The 17,797-nt window shown below is 39.8% G+C and carries 18 protein-coding genes; 6 read left to right on the top strand and 12 right to left on the bottom strand.

The genetic code is table 11. The features are described 5' to 3' along the window. Positions 1 to 4: 4 nt before the first annotated feature. The gene (locus DI077_RS11755; protein ID WP_109019200.1) at positions 5 to 973 is read left to right on the top strand and encodes a prenyltransferase; all 969 of its coding nucleotides are present in this window, start codon (positions 5 to 7) and stop codon (positions 971 to 973) included. Further along, positions 970 to 1,713 (top strand): hypothetical protein, encoded by a 744-nt coding sequence (locus tag DI077_RS11750; RefSeq protein ID WP_109019201.1) that lies wholly within the window; start codon positions 970 to 972, stop codon positions 1,711 to 1,713. The genes DI077_RS11755 and DI077_RS11750 overlap by 4 nt, the downstream gene beginning before the upstream one ends. Here the strand turns inward: DI077_RS11750 and DI077_RS11745 are convergent. The 4 genes from DI077_RS11745 to DI077_RS11730 are packed head-to-tail and all read right to left on the bottom strand — an operon-like array spanning position 1,710 to position 5,257. Then, a complete protein-coding gene (locus tag DI077_RS11745) occupies positions 1,710 to 2,948 on the bottom strand; it encodes a M48 family metallopeptidase (protein ID WP_278321635.1) in 1,239 nt (412 codons plus the stop codon). The two genes, DI077_RS11750 and DI077_RS11745, sit on opposite strands and share 4 nt — an antisense overlap. A 39-nt stretch (positions 2,949 to 2,987) precedes the next feature. Next, the gene (locus DI077_RS11740) at positions 2,988 to 4,469 is read right to left on the bottom strand and encodes a potassium/proton antiporter (protein ID WP_109019202.1); all 1,482 of its coding nucleotides are present in this window, start codon (positions 4,467 to 4,469) and stop codon (positions 2,988 to 2,990) included. A 16-nt stretch (positions 4,470 to 4,485) separates the two neighbouring features. Beyond that, complete coding sequence (locus DI077_RS11735) at positions 4,486 to 4,902, bottom strand: LIC13259/LIC11441 family protein (protein WP_109019203.1); 417 nt, start codon at positions 4,900 to 4,902, stop codon at positions 4,486 to 4,488. 49 nt (positions 4,903 to 4,951) lie between these two features. Beyond that, on the bottom strand, positions 4,952 to 5,257 hold the full coding sequence (locus DI077_RS11730) for a hypothetical protein (RefSeq protein ID WP_109019204.1): 306 nt from the start codon (positions 5,255 to 5,257) through the stop codon (positions 4,952 to 4,954). Between the two features lie 97 nt (positions 5,258 to 5,354). On the opposite strand from DI077_RS11730, the gene DI077_RS11725 reads away from it, so the two are divergent. Both DI077_RS11725 and DI077_RS11720 read left to right on the top strand, forming a co-directional pair. Next, entirely contained in the window at positions 5,355 to 6,071 is a 717-nt protein-coding gene (locus tag DI077_RS11725) for a pseudouridine synthase (protein ID WP_109019205.1), read from the top strand. A gap of 106 nt (positions 6,072 to 6,177) precedes the next feature. Further along, positions 6,178 to 6,765 carry a DUF6962 family protein gene (locus DI077_RS11720; protein ID WP_109019206.1) on the top strand — a complete coding sequence of 196 codons (588 nt, stop codon included), beginning with the start codon at positions 6,178 to 6,180 and terminating at the stop codon, positions 6,763 to 6,765. Here the strand turns inward: DI077_RS11720 and DI077_RS11715 are convergent. The 6 genes from DI077_RS11715 to DI077_RS11690 form a co-directional block, all read right to left on the bottom strand. Further along, positions 6,751 to 6,891, bottom strand: coding sequence for a hypothetical protein (locus tag DI077_RS11715; protein ID WP_167837103.1), 141 nt, complete (start codon positions 6,889 to 6,891; stop codon positions 6,751 to 6,753). The genes DI077_RS11720 and DI077_RS11715 overlap by 15 nt on opposite strands. Continuing rightward, positions 6,888 to 7,724: an acyl-[acyl-carrier-protein] thioesterase gene (locus DI077_RS11710; RefSeq protein ID WP_242935177.1), complete on the bottom strand. Its 837-nt coding sequence runs from the start codon at positions 7,722 to 7,724 to the stop codon at positions 6,888 to 6,890. Before DI077_RS11710 ends, DI077_RS11715 begins: the two co-directional genes overlap by 4 nt. Before the next feature lie 45 nt (positions 7,725 to 7,769). Then, a complete protein-coding gene (locus DI077_RS11705; RefSeq protein ID WP_109019208.1) occupies positions 7,770 to 10,070 on the bottom strand; it encodes a DNA polymerase domain-containing protein in 2,301 nt (766 codons plus the stop codon). A gap of 10 nt (positions 10,071 to 10,080) precedes the next feature. Then, positions 10,081 to 10,365: a DUF8156 family protein gene (locus DI077_RS11700; protein ID WP_109019209.1), complete on the bottom strand. Its 285-nt coding sequence runs from the start codon at positions 10,363 to 10,365 to the stop codon at positions 10,081 to 10,083. A 1-nt stretch (position 10,366) separates the two neighbouring features. Beyond that, positions 10,367 to 10,939 (bottom strand): hypothetical protein, encoded by a 573-nt coding sequence (locus tag DI077_RS11695; protein WP_242935176.1) that lies wholly within the window; start codon positions 10,937 to 10,939, stop codon positions 10,367 to 10,369. A gap of 133 nt (positions 10,940 to 11,072) precedes the next feature. After that, positions 11,073 to 11,876, bottom strand: a complete 804-nt coding sequence (locus tag DI077_RS11690; RefSeq protein ID WP_109019211.1) for an SDR family oxidoreductase — start codon at positions 11,874 to 11,876, stop codon at positions 11,073 to 11,075. Between the two features lie 122 nt (positions 11,877 to 11,998). Here DI077_RS11690 and DI077_RS11685 point away from each other — a divergent pair, with 122 nt between their 5' ends. Then, positions 11,999 to 12,322 (top strand): hypothetical protein, encoded by a 324-nt coding sequence (locus tag DI077_RS11685; RefSeq protein ID WP_135354846.1) that lies wholly within the window; start codon positions 11,999 to 12,001, stop codon positions 12,320 to 12,322. 38 nt (positions 12,323 to 12,360) lie between these two features. Here DI077_RS11685 and DI077_RS11680 read toward each other — a convergent pair whose 3' ends face one another. Both DI077_RS11680 and DI077_RS11675 read right to left on the bottom strand, forming a co-directional pair. After that, on the bottom strand, positions 12,361 to 13,068 hold the full coding sequence (locus DI077_RS11680) for an SH3 domain-containing protein (RefSeq protein WP_109019213.1): 708 nt from the start codon (positions 13,066 to 13,068) through the stop codon (positions 12,361 to 12,363). Positions 13,069 to 13,173: 105 nt separating this feature from the next. After that, positions 13,174 to 15,297, bottom strand: a complete 2,124-nt coding sequence (locus DI077_RS11675) for a 7TM diverse intracellular signaling domain-containing protein (protein WP_109019214.1) — start codon at positions 15,295 to 15,297, stop codon at positions 13,174 to 13,176. A 162-nt stretch (positions 15,298 to 15,459) separates the two neighbouring features. Between DI077_RS11675 and DI077_RS11670 the strand changes: the two genes are divergently transcribed. Then, a complete protein-coding gene (locus DI077_RS11670; RefSeq protein ID WP_109019215.1) occupies positions 15,460 to 17,652 on the top strand; it encodes a bifunctional SulP family inorganic anion transporter/carbonic anhydrase in 2,193 nt (730 codons plus the stop codon). The last annotated feature ends 145 nt before the right edge of the window (positions 17,653 to 17,797 follow it).

Here is a 17,797-nt window from a genome sequence, read left to right as displayed (position 1 = left end):
TAAGTTGAGCCTAGTAGAAAAAATTTCCAAAATGAATCTCTTGGATCGTTGGCTGTATGCTTTAAAAATCAAGAGTTGGCCCAAGTTGCTCGTCCCCTTTTTTTTCGGTCAGACCTTTGGGATGCTGAACGAAGGTTCGATTCATCCCGTTTCTTTTATCGGTGGTTTTGCTTTCACAGTTTTCCTTTTGATTTATATCGTTTTGTTAAATGATTTTGCCGACATCAATGTTGATACGATGAAAAGAAAATTGTTTCCGGATGATTGTTCTCCCAAAACGATTCCGGATCATATATTGCCGAAGAAAAACGTTCTCATCATGGGAATCGTTGCTGCTTTGTTATGCGTTCTTGTTTCCGGATTGATGGAATATTTTCTGCATAAGCCTTATGCCACCGGTTTCTCCCTGCTTTGCGTGTTCGTTTTTGCTGCGTATTCCTTGCCACCGATCCGACTGAACTACCGGGGGGGAGGAGAGTTTTTGGAAATGATCGGGGTGGGATTTATGTTACCCGTATTTCATTTTTATCTTCAGTCGAATTTTTACTTCGGATTTCATTTTTATTCATTTCTGATTCTTTCCACAGTGTTTGCTTTGGCGAGTGCACTTGCCAGCGGTCTAAGCGATGAGGTGAGTGATAAAGAAGGTGGTAAATTCACCTTTGTCACGTTATTCGGGAATAGACCCGTTCGAAAGGCCATTGAGTTCTTGCTGGTTTTCTCCGTATTATATTTTATTATATGTTCTTATTGGTGGAAAGATGTCTTATCTCTCTGGATATGTATCTTTACCATTTTGTATTTGATTTATCATGTGTTTCAAGTTTTGCAAAAAAGTAAGAATGCGGGTACAAACCGGTTTGAAGGTCAAAGAATCTACAAAGACCATATTCATAAAGCGATTTGGGGAACATTGAGCATTATTTCCTTTTGTGAAATCTTAATCTTAATCAAACAATCGGTTCTAAAATGAATCCTTTTTCCGAGATAGACAGATTCCTTGATTTGAGATATCCGACGAGGCGTACACTTTGTCCTAATAGAAATCAGGTTACTCGCTTCGAAGAGATTGGAAATCAAATTTCCGATCTCTTGGGGAATGAGCAAGATTGGAAACATTCGGCTGAGATTACTTATAAAATCGTTGATAGCGTTGTAGATCATTTCCCAGAAAATATCTTTTGGGACTTTGATTATATGATAATGAAAATAGTCGGCAATTCGGCCTATTCCGAACAAGGTTTTCGTCAGTCAATGGATCTGACGGTCGAAAAGATTCTGAATATATTTTTCATATTCGGAAAAAATTCTTCGATTAAGTTCCGTTATATTCATGATTTTATCTATGGTTACGATTGGTTGAAATGGATGTTGGAAAAAAAACATCCGGGGGATGAGATCGACCCTTACGGTGTCAGCTTTCTGGATTATATCGGTCATCGCGGGATGGAAATGATCTCTTTGATCGCAAAAAACGATTCCAACTATCCTGAGTTAAATGGTTTATATCGGAATCCCTTCTTGTTTTCCCGGTCCGATGAGGACGAGATCCATCTTCTTAAGGATCTTGCGGCGAGTGGAAACATTCCTATTGAAGCTTGGGACCGATATGCAAACCCCAAGTCCGATAGGAATTATTCAAAGATTCGTTTGGAAAGATCCGAACAAATGGGCATTCAAAGAAATGATATGCCCGGCTCACATAAAACTTAAAATTCTTCCGCCATCCTGATCCTTTCGAGGGTGGTGGGATGAGAATGATACAAAAACACGTTCAATGGATTCGGGTTGAGACGCGATTTGTTATCCCTTGCCATTTTGATTTCCGTGCTGATGAATGAACTCTTATCTTTAGTCAGAACAAGTGCTTCCAAGTCGGCTTCCTTCTCCTGAAAGCGACTGAGTGAGTTCCAAACGGGAGAGGAAAAAGAACTGATAATTGAGATCAGTAAAAACAAAAAAGGAATGCTTGAGGGAGAATGAATTTCCTTTAAATGGATGCTGTTTTCTTCTTTTGCTTTCAGAAATAAAAAACCCAAAAGAAAACAAAGAAGGGTAGTTTCAATTGTACTTAAGGCGATATCTTTCAACTGGTGATTGTGCGACCAATGCCCGATCTCGTGTCCCAGAACACTTACTACTTCCTCTTCCGTATGATTTTGAATCAAAGTATCGTATAAAAATATTTTACGATTGTCTCCGAATCCGGTAAAATACGCGTTAGTGTGTCCCGAATACTTGCTTTCGTTTATCACATAAACCTTGTCCACTTTGATCTTTGCCAAATCACATAAGGCTACGATTTTATTTTTCAGACTTCCTTCTTCGATCGGTTTGTAATCGTAGAATAAGGGTGTGATCAGGATGGGAAATAAAATCGTAAATAACAGACTAAGTAGAAGAGATCCGATAGGAAGAATCAGTTTCCAAGTTTTTCTAAATTGTTTCAGGATAAATACCGCGAGCACTCCCAGTAAAATTCCTATTCCGATCGTAAGTGCCAAAGTTTTCGAAGTACGGACAACCCAGTCGATGAAACTCATTTTGGAAAAACCGAATTGGTGCTCTAGAACGAATCCGAAATAATAACTGAACGGCAGGGAAAGAACCGCTTTTGTAAAAGCAAAAATCAAGAAGTATAAAACAACTGTTAGATAGAATCTGTCTTTTGTTTTTGCCGTTAGATAATCTTCGATCCGTTTGGATAGAGGAGTGAAAACAAACAAACCGGTAAGAACAAAATCCAGGATTTGAGAAAGGACTGACGCGAAAAATCCCCGCCTGCCGTAATCGATTCCGTTTTGAATGTCCGCTTCGGAAAAGTATTTTAAAATTCTGTCATGCAATTCAGGGGAATTATCACCTTGATAAGATAGATATTTCATCACTAATGTGAAACCTATCTGTAAAAAATATAGAATTAGGATCGTGCTTCGCAAATTTATCATTTCTCACTCTTTTGTTTTATTGTATTTATATTCGCAATTTTAGGAACTGATCGTTTCTTTTTTTTCTTTCATCTTGGATAAAATGGTTCTTATCTCGTTCTCCGCACCGGGAGGTGTAAGTACTAATAGAACATCACCGTCTTCCATTTTCGTTTTTCCCGTAGGGACGATATGGGAATCTCCGCGGTATATCAAAGTGATCAGAGAGTTTTCGGGAAAGTCCAGTTCATATACGAATTTTCCGACGGATGCGGATCCGTAGGGAACGATAAATTCCAAAAGTTGTGTTCCGTTTGTTTCTTTGTTTTCAAATTCGAAAGGATAGGAAGCTCTCTGTTCCAATGGAGTTTCCAGTTTTAACAAACGTACTACGAATGGTATGGTTGCACCTTGCAAAAGAAGGGATGTGATTACTGTAAAAAATACCAAATTGAATATCATTTCCGATTCGGGTAATTGTTTTGCAAAAGGAAATGTGGCAAGTATGATCGGAGCCGCTCCTCTAAGTCCGACCCAGGAGATAAGTGCCTTTTCCTTCCAGGGAATTTTTGTTCCGATAAGCGTAAGGAATACTGCAAGTGGTCTTGCAATGATCATAATAAAAAGAGAGAATGCGAAACCGATTCCTATTACGGCAGGAATTTTGGATGGAAATACAAGTAATCCCAAGGTAAGGAACATGATGATCTGCATAAGCCATGCGATCCCATCCATAAAACGGACGTTAGATCTTTTGTGGACGAACGATCTGTTTCCCAATATCATTCCTGCAATGTATACTGCAAGGAACGGGTTTCCTCCCACAAGTTCCGTTGCGGAATAAACGAATAGGATGGAGGCGGAAAGTAAAACGGGATACAATCCTTCATAATCCAATTTGATCCGGTTCATCCCGCGATAGATTACGTATCCGAAAATCACTCCCGAAATGATTCCAAGACTGAACTGTTGGAAAATTTCCTTCGCTATGCTTGCTACGGTAGGTGAGCCGGAACCGACGAATCCTAAGATCGTCGTTGTTAATAAGACCGCCAAAGGGTCGTTACTTCCCGATTCGAATTCGAGTAAGGATGTAAGTTCTTTTTTCATCCCTGTATTGCTCGTTCGCAAAACATTGAAGACTGCCGCCGCATCGGTTGAGGAAACGATAGCACCTAATAAATATCCCACGACAGGAGGAAAATTCAATACGTAAACGGTAAACGTTCCCACGATCAGACAAGTCAACAGTACCCCGATGGTTCCGAGGGAAATACCTTTTCCCAGAATAGGACGCACCTTAGACCAGTCCGTTTCCAGTCCGCCTGAGAATAATATGAAAGCCAATGCAACGGAACCTACTTTTTGGGCAAGATCCGCGTCCGTAAAAGGAATGCCCAGGATCCCGTCCGATCCTGCAAGCATTCCTATGGAAAGAAAGATGAGTAGGGAAGGAATCCCGAACTTTGTAGATACTCTCAATAGTCCGATACTAACTATGATTAAACTGGAGAGAGCGAATATATTGATTTGGAATTCCATCTAACCTCAATAAAAATTAACTGATTCTTTTTCCTGAATCTTTTTTTTGTAGATACGGATTGTTCGCAATGTTTGCTTTTGTAATCCAAATCTTATTTGTGACAGGGCATATGTATGCCGCATATCTGAAATTTGCCGCCAGGTCTTTTAAAATAAGACATGTTTCGGAGAGATATTGTTCTTGTTCTTTGCGACTCAACGCATTTTCCAATAGAGCGATATATCTCCAGGCCTTTGCTAAAACGTTTTGGGAATCCAAGGAACTGGATTCCAGGTTTTGGATTAAATGATAAATACCTTTTGTATGAATCATTTGATCCGACTTTCCGAAATACAAGTCTCTTTGTATTTGGTCCAAACGTTCGAATAATTTTTCTTCCGCAGGAGCACTGATGATGGAAGAAGCAACGATATAAGTGAATAAAGTACGCATAAATATCTCCTAAAATATAATAAGTAAACGAGTGGGATACTTATGGATTTTAGGTAAGTAGTCGTATGGTACTTAGCGGGCGAAAAAAACTGGAAATCGAATGTTTTCTACGGGAAGAATAGGAAGATTCATTCAGGTGTAGATTCGGAGCTTTTTGCGAATTGTGGCTCGAATCGGAAAATCCGGTCAAATCCAGGCTCGGTCTGTAGATTTCTCCTTCCGGGACATTTCCTAATTGATATGTGATTTGCTCGTTGATTTTTAGCTGGGAAGGCCCTGATTGAATTTCACTCCCGGAAACGGGGGGAAATGCAAGATAGGCAGCCAAAACGGCTATAATCAAATGAACCCACATATGAGGATTAGACTCATGGATTTGAATTTAGAAAACAATTTTTTTGGTCTTATTTTGAGGGCTTTGGATTTGTATAGTCTTGGGAAGATAGTAAATTATGAAAACGGAACGATTGGACAAAGTGCTTTCTCACTTAGGGATTGGGTCAAGAACGGATGTTAAGCGACTTGTTCGTGACAAACTTGTAAAAGTAAATGACGTGGTCGTTCGTGATCCTTCGGTGAATGTATCCCTTGCCGATAAAATTCAATACAAAGACGAAATTTTAAATAGAAAAGAACATTATTATTTTATGATGAACAAGGCTCCCGATTGTATCACTGCAACGGAAGATTCCAAAGAAAAAACAGTGATGGATTATTTATCGGAAAGGCATAGAAATATGAATTTGTTTCCCGTAGGAAGATTGGATAAGGAAACGGAAGGACTTCTTATATTCACTACAAACGGGAAATTTGGTCATCATTATACTTCCCCCAAACACCATGTGGAAAAAGAATACTACGTTGAGGTGAACGGTAAATTGACCGAAGATGATTCGGTTTCCTTTGAAAAAGGGATCGTATTGGAAGACGGTTACAAGTCCATGCCGGCCAAACTGGAAATTCTGGAATCGGGAGAAGTTTCGAAAGGAAGAGTGTATATCAAGGAAGGAAAGTTTCGTCAAATTCGTAGAATGTTTGTTATGCTAGGAAAGGAAGTGTCTTATTTAAAAAGGGAAAAAATGGGGGCGATTCGTTTGGATCCCTCTCTTTCCGTAGGTAAATATCGTGAGCTTACGGAGGAAGAAACCGATTTATTGCAAAACACTTGATTTGAAATGGATTTGTTGCAAAATACCTGGTTTCAACCCGTTTTTTAGTTTCAAAATCCAGTAAGAAAGGATTGCTATTTTATTTTACTTTCTATACTGAAATCCCATGCAACTTAGTACATTCTTTTCCGATTTTTTTCTAAGCATCGTTTCTTTGTATGCCGCTTTCCGGTTGAACCGTTTGTCTTCCGTATCAGGTTTCGCAGGGACCTATGCATTTGCTATCATCGGAATTTCCGCTGGGTTGGGCAGCATTCACTTTTTGGGGATTACGACTCTGGATCCGATCTATCGTTTTTTTGTAGGACTGTCCGGTTATGTGGGCGTTACACTCATCGGTGTTGCCTACTTTCATTTGGGAATCCGCAAATTGGATCGCAATCAACTGTTTCTGATCACCGGAATTTTATTTGTCATCTATATAGTGTTTGGTTACTTTGTCTCTTTCCCTCTTTTGTCTACGATTCTCGGGGGAATATCCATGTTGCTTGTGATTTTTGTTTGTATTCGTAAGATAACGAAGGAAAAAACAAGTGCGGTTTACGGTTTAATCGGAGCGGTTTTGTTTATCCTTGCAGGACTTGTGATCGGAACAAAAGGTTCTACCGGACCGATTTTGAACGTGGATTTATTTCATATAGGTCTTGCGATCGCAAATTACTGTTTGGGTGCTTCTCTCTTAAGATTGAAGTAAAGTGAAAGGAAGTTTTGCGTCTACTTCCGGATGTTTTTCCTTTGTGATTTGTTGATTGATTCGGATCACCTCGGGTTTGTTACCGAGGCGATCCTTTCGTAAATAGTTACTGTCGATCGGATTCATTTTTTTTCTATGAATCTTTCCACTTTTGAGATAAATTCCGGCGGAGCTTTTTTGGGTCTGGATGCGGAAAGGGCAACAAACAACTGTTCGTCTTTCATACTTACCAAAACCTTACCATCTTCGCCGACTATGTCCTGACGAAAATAAAACCTAATCTTCTCGAAAGATTCGATCCAACTATGCAATGTGATTTTGGAACCGGGAGAGGGGAGTTCGCTTATTTGTATTTCTCCTCCCATAAAAAAAGTGGATGTATCCGTGGCTTTGATCAAAGAAAGGTCGATGACTTCGCGGAAGAAAAGAAATCGGCCTTCTTCGAATATTTTCCAGATGGAATCCGAGGGTAGATTCCAAAAACAATTCATGTCACTGAAAGGAATGGGCCAATGATGTTCCAATGTAAATTGCCCTTCCGGTCTTTTGTGAATACTTGACACTTTCCAATTTTCTTCCAAAAGAGGAACGTCTAATATCAGTTTGGTTCCATCTTTGGATTGAAGGTAGGAAGTTGTATAAAGTTCACAGGCAGGTTTGCCGTTTGCATCAATTAGGTTTTGTTTCCAGTAAAGTAATCCGTCTTTATCCCGGGAAAGTTCGGTAACTACTTGTATGTCCGAATTTGCAAATTGTTGTCCCAAAAATCTTACAAATGTGGAATGCGAAATATATTGAATTTCTTCTTCCAAACATTTATGAACGGAATACCCCAAATCTTCCAGAATGGAAAATCTTGCATCGTAACCGAACTTTTCATAGGTGCGGCTTGTGACATGACGATTCCAATCCAAATCGAAGGTATGAGTGCGGAGAGTGATTGTTTTTTGGATGGGCATGGCCAATCCTGAACAGTGTTTTCTTGTGTGTAAAGATAATTTTATCTAAGCAAAAGGCAAAAGCATTTGGTCTTCTTTTAAAGAATTGAAATCGCTAAAAGAGGCGAAGGGTGCCCATATTTCCCGAAATGATGAGGCTAAAAGTTTTCGGTAATAATTTGTGTCCCAATGGATTGTTTTTCCTTCCCTTTTTAATTCCAGTAATTCCTTCACCGCATAACGAGTTTCGCTTACCTTGGCTTTGCTTTTGACAACCAGGTAATGGATTTTTTCTCCCGCTTCCACTTGCATTCCCAAATCTTCCAACTGTAGAAGGGAGATGGCGCTTGGTCCGTGCACTTCATATTCGTTTAAGACTTTGGACGTGGATCTTCGCATGAGTAATTTTCTCCAGGGAACTAGTCCAGCCTTCAGCATATCATCATGCGTTTGGTATATGTATAAAATTTCGTCTTCCGCATCTTTTAATTCTTTGATTGTTGTTTTTGTCGCCATCCATTTCACCATTTCTGCTTGCGCATTGGTAATAAACTGAGGCAGGTCTTTTCTTCTGGAACCGATTCCTCTGGATTTCAATTCTCCCGAGGAAAATCTTCCCATATAACGATTGGCTACAGGCATATTTGCATCTTGCGAAGAGGGTGGGAATAACAACCAAGTATAAACTCCGTCCGTATCCATTTTGATTTTTGTGCGGACTTCGACTTCCTTTGACAAATCATCTAATTCCTGTTTTGTGAATGGTTTTGCGTTTTCCTTTTGGATGAATATACTATCCGTAATGGCGTGAACCAGAATATATCCTCTTTCTTCCGCCACTTCTTTTGCGGTAAGTAATTTTTCCCGACCGAATGCATTTACACTTTCGTGGCTTTCCAATCTCCCGAACTTCGCATTACGATAGCCGAGATAACCGAAAGAAGTGACTAACATCCATTTTAAGCTGGATTGTTTTCTGTCATAGGAAAGAGACCTGTCTCCGGTGGTTTCTTTTTTCATTTTTTTATAATAGGATCTGCGTTCCAATATATGTTCCAGGGCGATGGAAACTACACCTCTTCGTTTGTCGCAAATTTTATAATCCAACTTGGGCACTTGCGGAACATCCGGATCATCTTTGCAACATAGACAATTTACGCATTCGGGAGAAATGTTATGAAGTACCATAATACTCGGATACATTTGAGCAAAGTCCAATTGCGCTACGTTTTCCCAAACATAACCTTTGTATATATCCGGTTGAAAAACCAGACCTCCGCGATCGGCATTGAGCAGTTGTAAGGCTGTCTTCGGAGCTTCAACCGCGCTTTTTTGCCAGGGCACCAAATACCCCATCCGAAGTGCCACATCGATTTCTATATAAGTGAGGGCCTTTCCCGTCGACGCACGTGCCATTTTTTGGATGGGAAGTCTTGATATCCTTGCCAATTCATAGATTCCGTAAAGTTCCGCTTCTTTATGGACAAAGCTGTTTTGGGAATCTATATGCCATCTTCCGAACAGAGGATAGGAAGGTGCCCGGTAAACTATGGTTCCGTATGTGCTGAAACTTGTTCCTTTGGTTTGGATCTGTCTCCGGATGGGCGCTGTTTTATCACGATCGAAGGCGGGCATATACTTTAGCTTTTGTGAGGTGAAAAAAAGATAAGGAAATATAATCTGATCTCCGAAACCGGATAAAATGATATCCGGGTCTTCTTCTATGAGTATTTGGTTCAGCCTTGTTAATAACGTATATGGGTCTTTGGTGGACAATTCATGTTCATCATTTACAATCAGCGAATTGGAAACGATCGGGATGCGGTGGCTTTTCAGAAGAGAGAGTGTCAGTGTTTTCAGATTTGGTATTTCGTATTCCAAATCGGTGGGATATGTCAATGGATTGATGTTTAAAATCTGTTTTCCGGAAGCGGTTTCCTTGTAAGTAAGAATCAATTTGCAAAGCGGAAATATCTTTTTTTCAACCATATAGCTGATGGGTAGATCGATATCGGAATGATATATGTCGAATTTTCCGTACAATGCATAAAGCTTTCTTGTGATTGTAGGGAGAATGGAGGGTTTTGATAAAGTAATTCGCAATACATTTGTTAATCGGTTTTGATAAAACAATCTTTTTTCTTCGAAATAAGGTTTTTCCGCGAGAGCGGACAATTCATACAAACGATGAACCAATTTTTTTAATATTTCAGGAGGGCCGTCCGCATAAATCACAGGTTGGTAAAAATCATAAAACAGTATACTCTTTCCCGCATAATCTTTCATCCAAAGATAAATCCGGTCTTCTATATGATAAACATCGAATAAAAATCCTTCTACCTGTAAAACTTCGTTTGATGGATTCATAGACCTGTCCTCAATGTCTTTCCAAAGAAACCTCTTTTTTGTTTTCCTTGCATTTCTCTATTTCGGTTTTTAAAAAGGAGACTTCTTTTTTCAATTGAATCACCATGGTGAGTAACATGGAATCGACCGGATAGGGAGAAGATGCCATAACTCCCGCTTGCACTTGCAATTTGGCATCCCGGATCAACTCGTCAAATACCTCTTGGTCTTTTTTGCGAAGTCCTCGCCTAAATTCAATTAGGTTGCTTTCTATTTGTTGGATCTGCCTGGAATAGGGGATGACCGTTCTGCCCATACTACCTCAGCAAGGGACTCTTTCTCGTTTTGATGCGGGAAAGTCCGTTTTGAATTTGCAATTCCCAAAAGTTTTCCGATGTTTCCATCAGTTTGGGAAATATGGTTTGGAAATTTTTATGTTTATAACTGATGGATTCGACTACGAGTGTTGGGATTTTCAAAGATCTGATTTCTTCTAAGACGTCCACCATCTTCTTTAGTAAGAATAATCCTTCGTCGTCTGCCACATCTGCATCGAAAAACTGTTTGCACGGCGCCAGTAAAAAGTAAACCATATCGGTATTTCTTTGTTTGGTGATGGAATGCAACGAATCCAAAATCTGATAAGGAGTGAATGCCCTTTGTACGAAGATTTTTTCGAGTATCGGCTCCGGTGCTATGGAATATTTTCTTGTTTCGTTTGTAATCCGAAACGGATTGAAACAAATCGCACAGTCCAGATTGAAAACGGAAAATCCGGAAACCGCAAATACGAACTCCCAATGCAATGCCAAACGATAGACCCCTTGGTCCCTGATTCCGGTGAGCATGGCGATCCCGTTTCTCTCCCATTTTACAATGGGGGCGTCCATTTCTTCTTCTCGCAAATTGAGAATGGCGGTGGTCATACATATACTATATATATGTTACGTATAAATATGTAAAGTAAATAATGGAAAGAGTTCGTGCCTTTCGGGACACGCGCTCTTCCGTTTTATGTAAAAATCAGGTTACTTTTGTTTTTGCGATGAATCCTGCAAAAAACTTTGGAAAATGTTTGTGCAGGAAGATTCCCAATTTTTCTTTCAAACCGGCGATCACTACTTCCAATTTTTCAGAAGCAATTCCTTCCAAGATCTCTCGGGCGCATAAATTAGGATCTAGACCTTTTTCAATCGCTTCATCCGTAACACCTTGTTTTTTATTTTCTTTGGTCAAAGCGTTCTTTGAAATTTGGGTTCTGATAAAGCCGGGATAAATCAATGTGACTTTGATATTTTCATTTCGGTTTTCCGCACGTAAAGCTTCATAGAAACCAGTTAATGCCGATTTGGTGGCGGAATAACCAGTGCGAAGAGGAACGCCGAATTTTCCCGCTACGCTGGAAATGGTGGAAATCCAACCGGTCTTTTTTTCTCTCATCCAAGGTAATACTGCGAGAGTGAGTGCTATATTGCCGAAGTAATTCACCTTCATCAGAGATTCGTAAATTACCATTCCCGTTTCATGGGCAAGCGATCTTTGGCTGATTCCGCCGTTTCCTATCAGAACGTCGATAGTTCCGAATTTTTGAATCACTTTTTTTACGTCTTTATCGAAATCCTTATAATTTTCCAAGTCCAAGGGAAGGATTAAGCTATTATCGCTTGTTAGTTTGTTTTCTTTGGCTACTCTTTCCAGTTCTTCCTTTCTCCGTGCGGAAAGTACGATCTTAGCACCTGTTTGCGCCAATTCTTGTACCAAGGCTTCCCCTATTCCGGACGAAGCACCGGTAATCCATACCACTTTGTTCTGATAAAATTTATTCATTTTGCCCTCCGTAACCTAACTGGAATCTTTTCTATTTCTTCTACAAGTTTAAAAAGTTTCAAATAAAAAGCTCGATTAAAATGATTTTTCCGGAGACACTAGGTCTTTCGAGGGGTTACGAAATGTCCGAATACCTGATTATCTTTACAATCCTCATTCTTTCTCATTCCGATTTGAAGTTGTTATATGAAAAAGTGAATGTAAAAACGAAAACATCTCTCGAAAGAAAGGAATTTACCTTTCCTAATTCGCAAAACGGGTTTGTATCTCTTACGAAAAAGACGGAAGAATTGAAACAGAACGAGCCTACACGCGAATGTCTTTACGATTTAAGCGAAGATGGGGGAGGGTTTCTCGGAAAACTCGCAAAAGTGGAAAAGAAACCTCTGCCCAAAAATATTTTCGATCTTGCGGATTTATGCAAGTTAACAGTAATTAAAAACTGATCTTTCGCTTTTTAAATCCGCAAAAATCTTTCTTTTTGTTAGGGTTCGTTCAATGTCACTGTGAGAGATACTTGGTCCGATTTTTTTTCTATAAAAAAACTCTCCGAACCGCTCGACTCGACCCAAACTATATCGATTAGAATGGAGTTCGCATAACCGTTCTTATCTCTTTTTACTTTGAGGGTTACTTCGCTGGATTCGGCATTTTCTTCGGGAACTTTGATAAAAGATTTTTCATCGGGCAAAGATAACGGGGAAATGTATTTTTTCTCAAGGCCTTTCAATACCAGAAATATTTCTTCGGGAGTTGTATCTTTGAAAACGATCTTTGTTACGGAAGATCCGTCTTTGGAAGAAGTTTTTCCTATGTTCGCACCCACTGATTTAGCATAAGTAAAGATGCTGCTTTCGTCGGAGTCGGAAGGGGTTCTCAATTTACTTAAGAAACCGTCGAACACATAACCAGTATTAGTTCCTGAATCCACCTTGATCCAATAGCCTTGGATTCCTGAAAATTTCCCGGCCTTGCCGCTCACTTCCAGTAGTTTTAATTTTTCCCCGTAGGAAATACTTTGGACAACATCGGATTTGTCGGACGCTTCCTTTCTCATGCGAAGAGAGGATAAAACATGAGAATAAAGGATTTCATTTTTTGTATGTTTGGGAGAAACGGCGTTCCCTTCGGAAAAGAATCCCGATGAAAAGATCAGGACTAGGATAAAAAAATATTTTAGGATAGGATTCATTTGTTCTGCTTTCGTTTCCTTTTTTATTATGTTTGGCAATTGGATTTTATTGAGATCAAAAACTGAATTTGATCCGAGTCAATATTTTTCCGATATTTTCACTGGTTATAATTTTAGAAATCCGCTCCAATCATCGGGAGGAGGGTTTTCTAAAAATTCCTTGGCTCTTTTTGCGTAGGAATGTGCGGCATTGTCTTCCGGACAGGCGGAAATGCATTCTTGAAATAATTCGAGAGATGTTTTGAAATTCCGCATTTTATAATGATGCATCCCCTGGTAAAATACAGGATAACTGCTGTTCTTTGCTTCTCTGATTTCATGAGAATCAGCATCCAATACTTCATAAATTACGACGGGTTTGGTTTTGCCTTTTACGATAACGGAATCAATTTCCCTGAATTGAAGATCGTCGTTTTCATCTATGTTTTTTCTAACGCTATCGCTCGCCAAAATGGGGATTCCGAAATTTTTAGTCAGGCCTTCCAATCTGGATGCAAGATTCACCGTATCTCCGATTACAGTCGTATCCAACCTGTTTGATTCGCCTACGGTTCCGAGCATTACACTTCCGTGATGGATTCCAAAGCCGGCTTCCAGTTGAAATTCACCTGTTAGGTGGTGCCTCATTTCGTCCACTTCCTTTTTCATGGCAATGGATGCGTGTATCGCATTCGCAGGCCCTCCCGGAAAAAGTGCCATGATCGCATCACCGATGTATTTATCGATGAATCCTCCGTGTTTGGCAATGGCGGGGCCAAGCCTTTCCATGTATTCGTTCAGAAGCAAAAACACATCTCTTGCATGATTGGATTCGGACAATCTTGTGAAATTGCGAATGTCGGAAAAAAGAATCGTCATCTCCCTTTCCACCGAATCTCCCCGCATAACTTCGAGTATTGATTTTCGTTTCAGGATTTCCAGAAATTGATTGGGAACAAATCTTGAAATGGAAAGATTGATTCTTTTTTCCTCTTCCAAAGCTCTTTTTTGGGATTCGAGTAACGCCTGTCTTGCTTCCTCTCTTTCTTTTTTGAGCCGGTTGATTCTGTCTCCTATACCCAAACTCAAGAAAACTCCTTCGAACAGACTTCCGTACATCGGACTATAGGAAATAAAACTGGAGTAATCGATAAAACCCAAATTCATCAATATGAATAATAATACGCTGACGATTAGAAAGGACCAGGCTATCAGAAAGTATTTCGCACCTATAAATCCCTCTTTGAATCTGAGGATTGCAGCGATCGTTATGACAATAATTCCGAACATGGGAACTATATTTGCGACCCGGATATGATCGACTATGGATAGGAAGGACAATGACAAAAGGGCAAGTGTGTCCATCAGTATGGAAAATTTTAATAATTTTTTTATTCTGGTACTTTCTTTTTCAGGAAATAAAAACACCCATGTAAAAATGGTCGCTGCAATCGTGGATAATAACGAAAAAACAGGACCTAACATTATGATAAACATGTTTTGTGAAAAATCCACCAGAGGCAACCATTGGTTGTTGCTATTGAAGATAAAGAAGGCAAAACAAAACAGGTAGATGCAGTAAAATAAAAACAACCGGTCTTTAGTGGAAAAGAACAAGACCAGATTGTACATAAGCAATAGCACCATTGCACCGTAATAGGAGCCGGAAATAAAACTGGTGAGTCTGTCGAACTTATCGAAATCCTTATTCGTAAAAAAGCGTAACGGAAGTAAGGTGGCAGATTCCGTTTCCACTTTCAAGAACAATCGGACCGTTTTCCCCTTTGGCAGAAAAAAAGGAAAAACAGGATACCTGTTGGGATAGGCGAGTTCTTCCAGAGGAACTTTTCTTCCTCCCAGTTTTTTTGTGTAAGTATTCGTAATCGGATCTTGAACGTAAAATTCGATTCTTGACATGGACGGAGTGTCCAAAGAGAGCACCCAGTTTTCGATGTCGGTATTTGTTTTTACATCCAAACGATACCAAAGAGTTGTTTCCAAAATTCCGAATGCAGTATTGTGTTTGGAGTGAATCCATTCCGACTCGGGAAGAAGAGAGGCCTTATTTATATCTAATTTTTTTTCTTTATCGAATAAAAAGACTGCGGATGCGTTCCCATATAGCCATCGTTCGCTTGGGATCAATGTAAATACGCCTGATCCATCGTTGCCTTTATAAACCTTGCAATAACCGACGTGGGCAAAAAGAATGAAAATAGTAAGAATTCTAACTGCTTTCTTAAGAAGCATAAGTTTACCTGAGCTTGAAAATTATAAACGGTATCTAGCTTGAGACTATATCCTATTTTTATAAAATAGAACTCAATTTTCTCCGACTACATTGAAAATTAGACTTTTCTTACAGCCGATGGTGTCTATCTTTTGATGTCTAAAAAAGTGGAATTGTAAAATATGAAAAATTTTTCTCTAAAAGATGATTTAATTGCGGGAGCGGTGGTTTTTCTTGTCGCCGTTCCTCTTTGTTTGGGAATTGCTTTGGCCTCCGGAGCCCCTTTGTTTTCAGGATTGATCGGTGGGATTATCGGAGGGATTTTTGTTTCTCTAGTCAGCAAATCCCATACTAGTATCAGTGGCCCTGCTGCCGGTCTTACCGCGGTTGTTTTTAGCGGGATAGCAAGGCTCGGTTCTTATGAAGCATTCGCCTTGGCGGTTTTTTTTGCAGGTATTCTGCAGATATTCGCCGGGTTACTTCGGTTAGGTGTTGTTGCCAATTATTTTCCTTCGAGTGTGATTCACGGACTCATGGCGGCGATCGGTATTATTCTGATTTTGAAGCAGATTCCTCACTTGGTCGGTTTTGACAAGGATACGGAAGGGGATTTCGCCTTTTTCCAATCGGATAATGAAAATACTTTTTCCGAATTATTGAATGCGGCAAACGGATATCAGATCGGATCGCTTCTCATCGGAGTGAGTTCCTTACTTCTTTTGTTTTATCTGACCAGAAGAAAAAAAGGGAATCTGATTCCTCCTTTTTTTACGATCATTCTTTATGCTTTGGCTTTGAATTATTTCCTGGAAAAAATTTCATTTTTTCCTGCAAGCGGATCTCATTTGGTAAACGTTCCGATCAGTTCCAATCTGAATGATTTTTTCGGGTATTTCAAATTTCCCGATTTTTCCCAAATAACAAATTATAAAATTTATATTACTGCTGCGATACTTGCCATAGTCGCTTCTTTGGAAACATTGTTAAATATCGAAGCCGTAGATAAACTGGACCAACACAAAAGGCATACTCCACCAAACAGAGAATTATTGGCACAAGGAGGAGGAAATATCATTTCCGGACTTTTGGGAGGACTTCCTTTGACTTCTGTCATTGTTCGGGGAAGCGTAGGGATTCAAGCAGGCGGACAAACGAAATTCACTTCCTTTATTCATGGAATTTTAATCTTACTGGTTGTCGCATTTTTCCCGAAAATCCTGAATCGAATTCCTCTTTCCGCACTTGCCGCCATTTTGATTGTAACCGGTTATAAACTAGCAAGTGTTTCATTGTTTCGGAATATGTTTAAGAAGGGAAATAACCAGTTTTACCCTTTTCTTGTGACAATCATTTCGATTGTTTTTACGGATCTTCTGATCGGGATTACCATCGGTATCACGATAGGTTTCTTCTTTATTTTGAGAAACAATATGAAGAATGCATTTCAAATCATTGAAGAGAGGCGTTATAATAAAATCACAACTAGGATTCGTCTTTCGGAAGAAGCGACTTTTTTGAACAAACCCTTCTTAAGAAACAAACTCTATGAATTTCCTAACGGATCAAGTGTTACCTTGGATGCTTATTCCGCCGAGTATGTGGACCCTGACATCATCGAGATGATTAAGGATTTTGCGGAAACGGTTGCTCCCGAAAAAAACATAGAAGTCAATTTGGTCGGATTCAAAGAAAATTACAGTTTTATCGATCATTATCAAAAAGTAGATGTTGTCACATCCGAATTACAAAAATCCATTGCGCCGGAAGAGATCCTCCGGATTTTAAAGGACGGGAACGGCAGGTTTGTATCCGGAAATCGGATTGAAAAAGATCTTCTGCATCAGATGAACCTTACTTCCGAAGGACAAAATCCTCTTGCCGTAGTGCTGAGTTGCATGGACTCCCGGACTTCCGTAGAACTTGTGTTTGATATGGGGCTGGGGGATCTTTTTAGCATTCGGGTGGCAGGAAATGTTGTGAATCCTGATATTTTGGCGAGCATCGAATACGCGTGTCAGGTGGTCGGAACCAAGCTCATACTAGTATTGGGGCATACGGGTTGCGGTGCCATCAAAGGAGCTTGTTCCGATGTTAAAATAGGAAAACTTCCCATACTGCTTAAGAAAATCCAACCGGTCATAGCACAGGAAAAATCGATTAAGCTGAATCGAACTGCAAATAACGATGATTTTGTGAATAAAGTGGCTCTACTCAATACAAAAAAAAGTATGCAGGACATTATGGATCAAAGCCCACTCATCCGAAGTTTGGTTCAATCCGAACGGGTCGGTCTCTACGGCGCTATGTATGATATTCATTCCGGAGTGGTGAGTTTTAGTGAAAAATATTCGGGGAAAGTGAAGAGTAAGAAGTAGAGGTTTTTTTGCGCGCGAATCTTTAGTATCCCCGCCCTATATTGGGTGGGGTTAACCACCCGCCACCCAATGGCTTCCTTTACCACGCCGCCTGTATTCTGTAAAGCGATCCCGTTTTTTCACTCAAAATTATTTAAAAAAGTTC

This window comes from Leptospira kobayashii, from assembly GCF_003114835.2.
GTDB classification, from domain to species: Bacteria; Spirochaetota; Leptospiria; order Leptospirales; family Leptospiraceae; genus Leptospira_A; species Leptospira_A kobayashii.
The sequence above is the reverse complement of the archived record's forward strand: the minus strand, read 5'-3'. Positions and strand labels throughout refer to the sequence as shown.

Bases quoted from the DNA above. Each gene is read 5' to 3' on its own strand.
- DI077_RS11750 (WP_109019201.1), top strand. From the start codon at position 970: ATGAATCCTTTTTCCGAGATAGACAGATTCCTTGATTTGAGATATCCG.
- DI077_RS11745 (WP_278321635.1), bottom strand. From the start codon at position 2,948: ATGATAAATTTGCGAAGCACGATCCTAATTCTATATTTTTTACAGATA.
- DI077_RS11740 (WP_109019202.1), bottom strand. From the start codon at position 4,469: ATGGAATTCCAAATCAATATATTCGCTCTCTCCAGTTTAATCATAGTT.
- DI077_RS11735 (WP_109019203.1), bottom strand. From the start codon at position 4,902: ATGCGTACTTTATTCACTTATATCGTTGCTTCTTCCATCATCAGTGCT.
- DI077_RS11730 (WP_109019204.1), bottom strand. From the start codon at position 5,257: ATGTGGGTTCATTTGATTATAGCCGTTTTGGCTGCCTATCTTGCATTT.
- DI077_RS11725 (WP_109019205.1), top strand. From the start codon at position 5,355: ATGAAAACGGAACGATTGGACAAAGTGCTTTCTCACTTAGGGATTGGG.
- DI077_RS11720 (WP_109019206.1), top strand. From the start codon at position 6,178: ATGCAACTTAGTACATTCTTTTCCGATTTTTTTCTAAGCATCGTTTCT.
- DI077_RS11715 (WP_167837103.1), bottom strand. From the start codon at position 6,891: ATGAATCCGATCGACAGTAACTATTTACGAAAGGATCGCCTCGGTAAC.
- DI077_RS11710 (WP_242935177.1), bottom strand. From the start codon at position 7,724: ATGCCCATCCAAAAAACAATCACTCTCCGCACTCATACCTTCGATTTG.
- DI077_RS11705 (WP_109019208.1), bottom strand. From the start codon at position 10,070: ATGAATCCATCAAACGAAGTTTTACAGGTAGAAGGATTTTTATTCGAT.
- DI077_RS11700 (WP_109019209.1), bottom strand. From the start codon at position 10,365: ATGGGCAGAACGGTCATCCCCTATTCCAGGCAGATCCAACAAATAGAA.
- DI077_RS11695 (WP_242935176.1), bottom strand. From the start codon at position 10,939: ATGGACGCCCCCATTGTAAAATGGGAGAGAAACGGGATCGCCATGCTC.
- DI077_RS11690 (WP_109019211.1), bottom strand. From the start codon at position 11,876: ATGAATAAATTTTATCAGAACAAAGTGGTATGGATTACCGGTGCTTCG.
- DI077_RS11685 (WP_135354846.1), top strand. From the start codon at position 11,999: ATGTCCGAATACCTGATTATCTTTACAATCCTCATTCTTTCTCATTCC.
- DI077_RS11680 (WP_109019213.1), bottom strand. From the start codon at position 13,068: ATGAATCCTATCCTAAAATATTTTTTTATCCTAGTCCTGATCTTTTCA.
- DI077_RS11675 (WP_109019214.1), bottom strand. From the start codon at position 15,297: ATGCTTCTTAAGAAAGCAGTTAGAATTCTTACTATTTTCATTCTTTTT.
- DI077_RS11670 (WP_109019215.1), top strand. From the start codon at position 15,460: ATGAAAAATTTTTCTCTAAAAGATGATTTAATTGCGGGAGCGGTGGTT.